Origin of the sequence: Streptomyces sp. NPDC056128, from assembly GCF_042263835.1 — a bacterium.
Lineage (GTDB): Bacteria > Actinomycetota > Actinomycetes > Streptomycetales > Streptomycetaceae > Streptomyces.
Genome location: NZ_JBHJVQ010000072.1, coordinates 1 through 4,036 on the forward strand (window position 1 = coordinate 1; position 4,036 = coordinate 4,036).

Genomic DNA, 4,036 nt, shown 5'->3' on the forward strand with positions numbered 1-4,036 from the left:
GGGACGTCCTGGACGTCCCCGCGCACCCCGGGGCACGGCTTACTTCGCCTCGGAACCGCCGTCGGACTTCTTCGCCTGCTCGTCGGCCTTCGCCTCGGCGGGCGCGGCGTCGGCCGTCGGCTCGCCGGCCGGCTCGTCGGCCGCGTCCTTCTTGCCCAGGTCGACGGGCTGGTCGTCGGAGGCGGCGTCGGTGGCGGCGGCGTCGGACTCGGTGAGGGAGGAGGCGTCGTCCGGGACGACGTCGGCGTCCGACTTCAGGTCGTGCTCGATGCCGTGGACGATGCGGTTGTACTCGTCGTCGGTCAGGACGGCACCGATGCTGTTCTTGGCGAAGAGCAGGTCGACACCCGGACCGGCGTCGAGGAGGACCGTGTCATCGTTGACCTCCTTGACCGTGGCGTACATGCCCCCGATGGTGCGGACACCGGATCCGGGCTGCATCTCGTTCCGCATGTTGGCGGCCTGCTGCTGCTTCTTCTTCGCCGACCGGGTCATCAGGAACATGGCCCCGATGAGCACGATGAACGGGAGGAGGGTCACGAGACTCACGGTCGGTACTTCCTTCACACGACCGCGATGGTGAGCGGCCTGATGGTTGGGGGTGTGTACGCCGCCGACAAGGGCGGCATCGGCGGAGTCTAAGCGAGTCCGCGCGCATGGAACAACGCTCAGCATGGCACTGGGGTTCCTGCTCGGGCGAATGTCCTCGTCGTGACGGGGATGTCACGTCCCGAACAAGTCCTGTTGTCCGTTTCCGGTGTTCCGCGCACCGGGCGGGGTGAGCCCGAGGTGCGCCCAGGCCGCCGGCGTCGCGACCCGCCCCCGTGGGGTGCGGGCGAGGAGGCCTTCCCTCACGAGAAAGGGTTCGGCGACCTCTTCCACTGTCTCACGCTCCTCCCCCACGGCGACGGCGAGCGTGGACAGGCCCACCGGACCGCCGCCGAACAGCTTGAGCAGGGCCTCCAGGACACCGCGGTCGAGCCGGTCCAGGCCCCGCTCGTCGACCTCGTAGACCGCCAGGGCGGCCGCGGCGATCTCGCGGGTGATCAGGCCGTCGGCCTTGACCTGCGCGTAGTCGCGCACCCGGCGCAGCAGGCGGTTGGCGATGCGGGGGGTGCCGCGGGAGCGGCCGGCGATCTCGGCGGCGCCGGCGGGGTCGATCTCCACGTCGAGCAGGCCGGCCGAGCGGTGGATGACCCGTTCCAGTTCGGCCGGTCCGTAGAACTCCATGTGGGCGGTGAAGCCGAAGCGGTCGCGCAGTGGCGGCGGCAGCAGTCCCGCGCGTGTGGTGGCGCCGACCAGGGTGAACGGAGGCAGCTCCAGGGGGATGGCGGTGGCGCCGGGCCCCTTGCCGACGATCACGTCGACGCGGAAGTCCTCCATCGCCATGTAGAGCATCTCCTCGGCCGGCCGCGACATGCGGTGGATCTCGTCGAGGAAGAGGACCTCGCCCTCCTGGAGGGAGGAGAGGATCGCGGCGAGGTCGCCGGCGTGCTGGATGGCGGGGCCGGAGGTGATGCGGATGGGGGCGCCCATCTCGGCCGCGATGATCATCGAGAGGGTGGTCTTGCCGAGGCCGGGGGCGCCGGAGAGGAGCACGTGGTCCGCGGTGGCGCCGCGCGCGCGTGCGGCCCGCAGCACGAGGTCGAGCTGTTCGCGGACCTTCTCCTGGCCGATGAACTCGCCCAGGTCCTTGGGGCGCAGGGCGGCCTCCACCGCCTGGTCCTCGCCGTCGGCGACGGAGCCCACCAGCCGCTCCTCGGCGGAGCCGACGAGGCCTTCGGGGGCGTCGGACGGGTCGGTCGTGTCGTCCCAGTTCATGTGGTGTGCCTCGGGGGTCGGTGGTGGCGGTTCAGCGGGCGCGGTTGAGGGTCTGCAGGGCCGCCTTCAGCAGGTGCCCCACCTGGGGCGTGCCCCCGGCGGCCTCCGCCTGGGGGGTTACGGCGGACACGGCCTCGTCGGCCTCGCGGGTCGCGTACCCGAGGCCGATCAGGGCGGCGTGCAGCTGGTCGCGCCAGCCGGTGCTGACGGGGGCACCGACGGCGGGGGCTCCGATGGGCTCGCCGAGGCGGTCCCTCAGCTCCAGGAGCAGCTTCTGCGCGCCCTTCTTGCCGATGCCGGGGACGGCGGTGAGCGCCTTCTCGTCGCCGGTGGAGACCGCTCTGCGCAGGGCGTCGGGGCTGTGCACGGCGAGCATCGCCTGGGCCAGGCGGGGGCCGACGCCGCTGGCCGTCTGGAGCAGCTCGAAGACCTGGCGCTCGTCGTCGTCGGCGAAGCCGTACAGCGTGAGCGAGTCCTCGCGGACGACGAGGGACGTGGCGAGTTTGGCGGGCTTGCCGAGGCGGAGGGTGGAGAGGGTGTTCGGCGTGCACTGGACGGCCATGCCGACGCCGCCGACCTCCACCACCGCGGCGTCGGGAGCGAGGGCGGCGACGGTGCCGCTGACGAAGGCGATCATGCCGTGGTGCCTTTCGACGGGTGAGGGGTGTGCGGGCTGCGGGGGCCGGCCGGGCCCCGGGAGGTGTGCAGGGCGACGGCCTGCTGGAGCCGGTTCTGCGCGGGGGCGCGCCAGATGTGGCAGATGGCGAGCGCGAGGGCGTCGGCGGCGTCGGCGGGCTTCGGGGGCGCGGAGAGCCGCAGCAGCCGGGTGACCATGGCGCCGACCTGCGCCTTGTCCGCCCGGCCGCTGCCGGTGACGGCGGCCTTGACCTCGCTGGGGGTGTGCAGGGCGACGGGGATGCCGCGGCGGGAGGCGCAGAGGATCGCGACGGCGCTGGCCTGGGCGGTGCCCATCACGGTGCGCACGTTGTGCTGGCTGAAGACGCGCTCCACGGCGACGCGGTCCGGCCGGTGCTCGTCCAGCCACTGCTCGATGCCCTGCTCGACGGCGACCAGCCGGTGGCCGAGGTCGTCGTCCGCGCGGGTGCGGACGACGCCGACGCCGATCATGGTGAGCGGCCGGCCCGCGACGCCCTCCACGACGCCGACCCCGCAGCGGGTCAGCCCCGGGTCCACCCCCAGAACGCGCATGCCCGCCCCCCCCTCTCCTCGATCACCTGTTTGTGCAGGCTATCGGGTGCCACCGACAAAGCGACGGGCCGACGGGGTGTGTCCCCGTCGGCCCGCTGAGCTGGGGCGCGCTATGCGTCGACCTTCTCCATGACCTCGTCGCTCACGTCGAAGTTGGCGAAGACGTTCTGCACGTCGTCGCTGTCCTCCAGGGCGTCGATGAGCCGGAAGATCTTCCGGGCGCCGTCCTCGTCCAGCTCGACCTGCATGGTGGGGACGAAGTTGGCGTCGGCGGACTCGTAGTCGATGCCGGCGTCCTGGAGGGCGGTGCGGACCGCGACCAGGTCGGTGGCCTCGCTGAGCACCTCGAAGGACTCGCCGAGGTCGTTGACCTCCTCGGCGCCCGCGTCCAGGACGGCGGCGAGGACGTCGTCCTCACCCAGCTCGCCCTTGGGGACGATCACGACGCCCTTGCGGTTGAACAGGTACGACACGGAGCCCGGGTCGGCCATGGAGCCGCCGTTGCGGGTCATGGCGACGCGGACGTCGGAGGCGGCGCGGTTGCGGTTGTCGGTGAGGCACTCGATGAGCACCGCGACGCCGTTCGGCCCGTAACCCTCGTACATGATCGTCTCGTAGTCGGCGCCGCCGGCCTCCAGGCCACCGCCGCGCTTGACCGCGGAGTCGATGTTCTTGTTGGGCACCGACTGCTTCTTCGCCTTCTGGATGGCGTCGTACAGGGTCGGGTTGCCCTCGATGTCGACGCCGCCCATGCGCGCCGCGACCTCGATGTTCTTGATCAGCTTCGCGAAGAGCTTGCCGCGCTTGGCGTCGATCACGGCCTTCTTGTGCTTCGTCGTAGCCCATTTAGAGTGGCCGGACATCTGCCTGTCTCCTTCGCGTAACCCGTCTTTGTACGAACTCCCCCAGCGCATGAGGAGCCTGGGAGGTACCCGGGGAATCCTACAAGGACTCCGCCTCCCGGTTCGCGCGCACCATGTCGGCGAAGAGGCGGTGCACTCGGTGG

General features: G+C 71.5%; 5 protein-coding genes. All 5 read right to left on the minus strand.

Annotated features, from left to right (window positions below; all coding sequences use genetic code 11):
* Positions 1-39 precede the first annotated feature (39 nt).
* The 5 genes from yajC to ACFC1X_RS40595 all read right to left on the minus strand — a co-directional run bounded on the left by yajC (position 40) and on the right by ACFC1X_RS40595 (position 3,893).
* Complete coding sequence (gene yajC, locus ACFC1X_RS40575) at positions 40-549, minus strand: preprotein translocase subunit YajC (RefSeq protein ID WP_376364743.1); 510 nt, start codon at positions 547-549, stop codon at positions 40-42.
* Between the two features lie 174 nt (positions 550-723).
* The gene (gene ruvB / locus ACFC1X_RS40580; protein ID WP_376364746.1) at positions 724-1,821 is read right to left on the minus strand and encodes a Holliday junction branch migration DNA helicase RuvB; all 1,098 of its coding nucleotides are present in this window, start codon (positions 1,819-1,821) and stop codon (positions 724-726) included.
* Positions 1,822-1,852: 31 nt separating this feature from the next.
* On the minus strand, positions 1,853-2,458 hold the full coding sequence (gene ruvA / locus ACFC1X_RS40585) for a Holliday junction branch migration protein RuvA (protein WP_376364749.1): 606 nt from the start codon (positions 2,456-2,458) through the stop codon (positions 1,853-1,855).
* Complete coding sequence (gene ruvC, locus ACFC1X_RS40590) at positions 2,455-3,030, minus strand: crossover junction endodeoxyribonuclease RuvC (RefSeq protein WP_125490922.1); 576 nt, start codon at positions 3,028-3,030, stop codon at positions 2,455-2,457. Before ruvC ends, ruvA begins: the two co-directional genes overlap by 4 nt.
* Positions 3,031-3,140: 110 nt before the next feature.
* Positions 3,141-3,893 carry a YebC/PmpR family DNA-binding transcriptional regulator gene (locus ACFC1X_RS40595; RefSeq protein WP_376364752.1) on the minus strand — a complete coding sequence of 251 codons (753 nt, stop codon included), beginning with the start codon at positions 3,891-3,893 and terminating at the stop codon, positions 3,141-3,143.
* Positions 3,894-4,036: the final 143 nt, after the last annotated feature.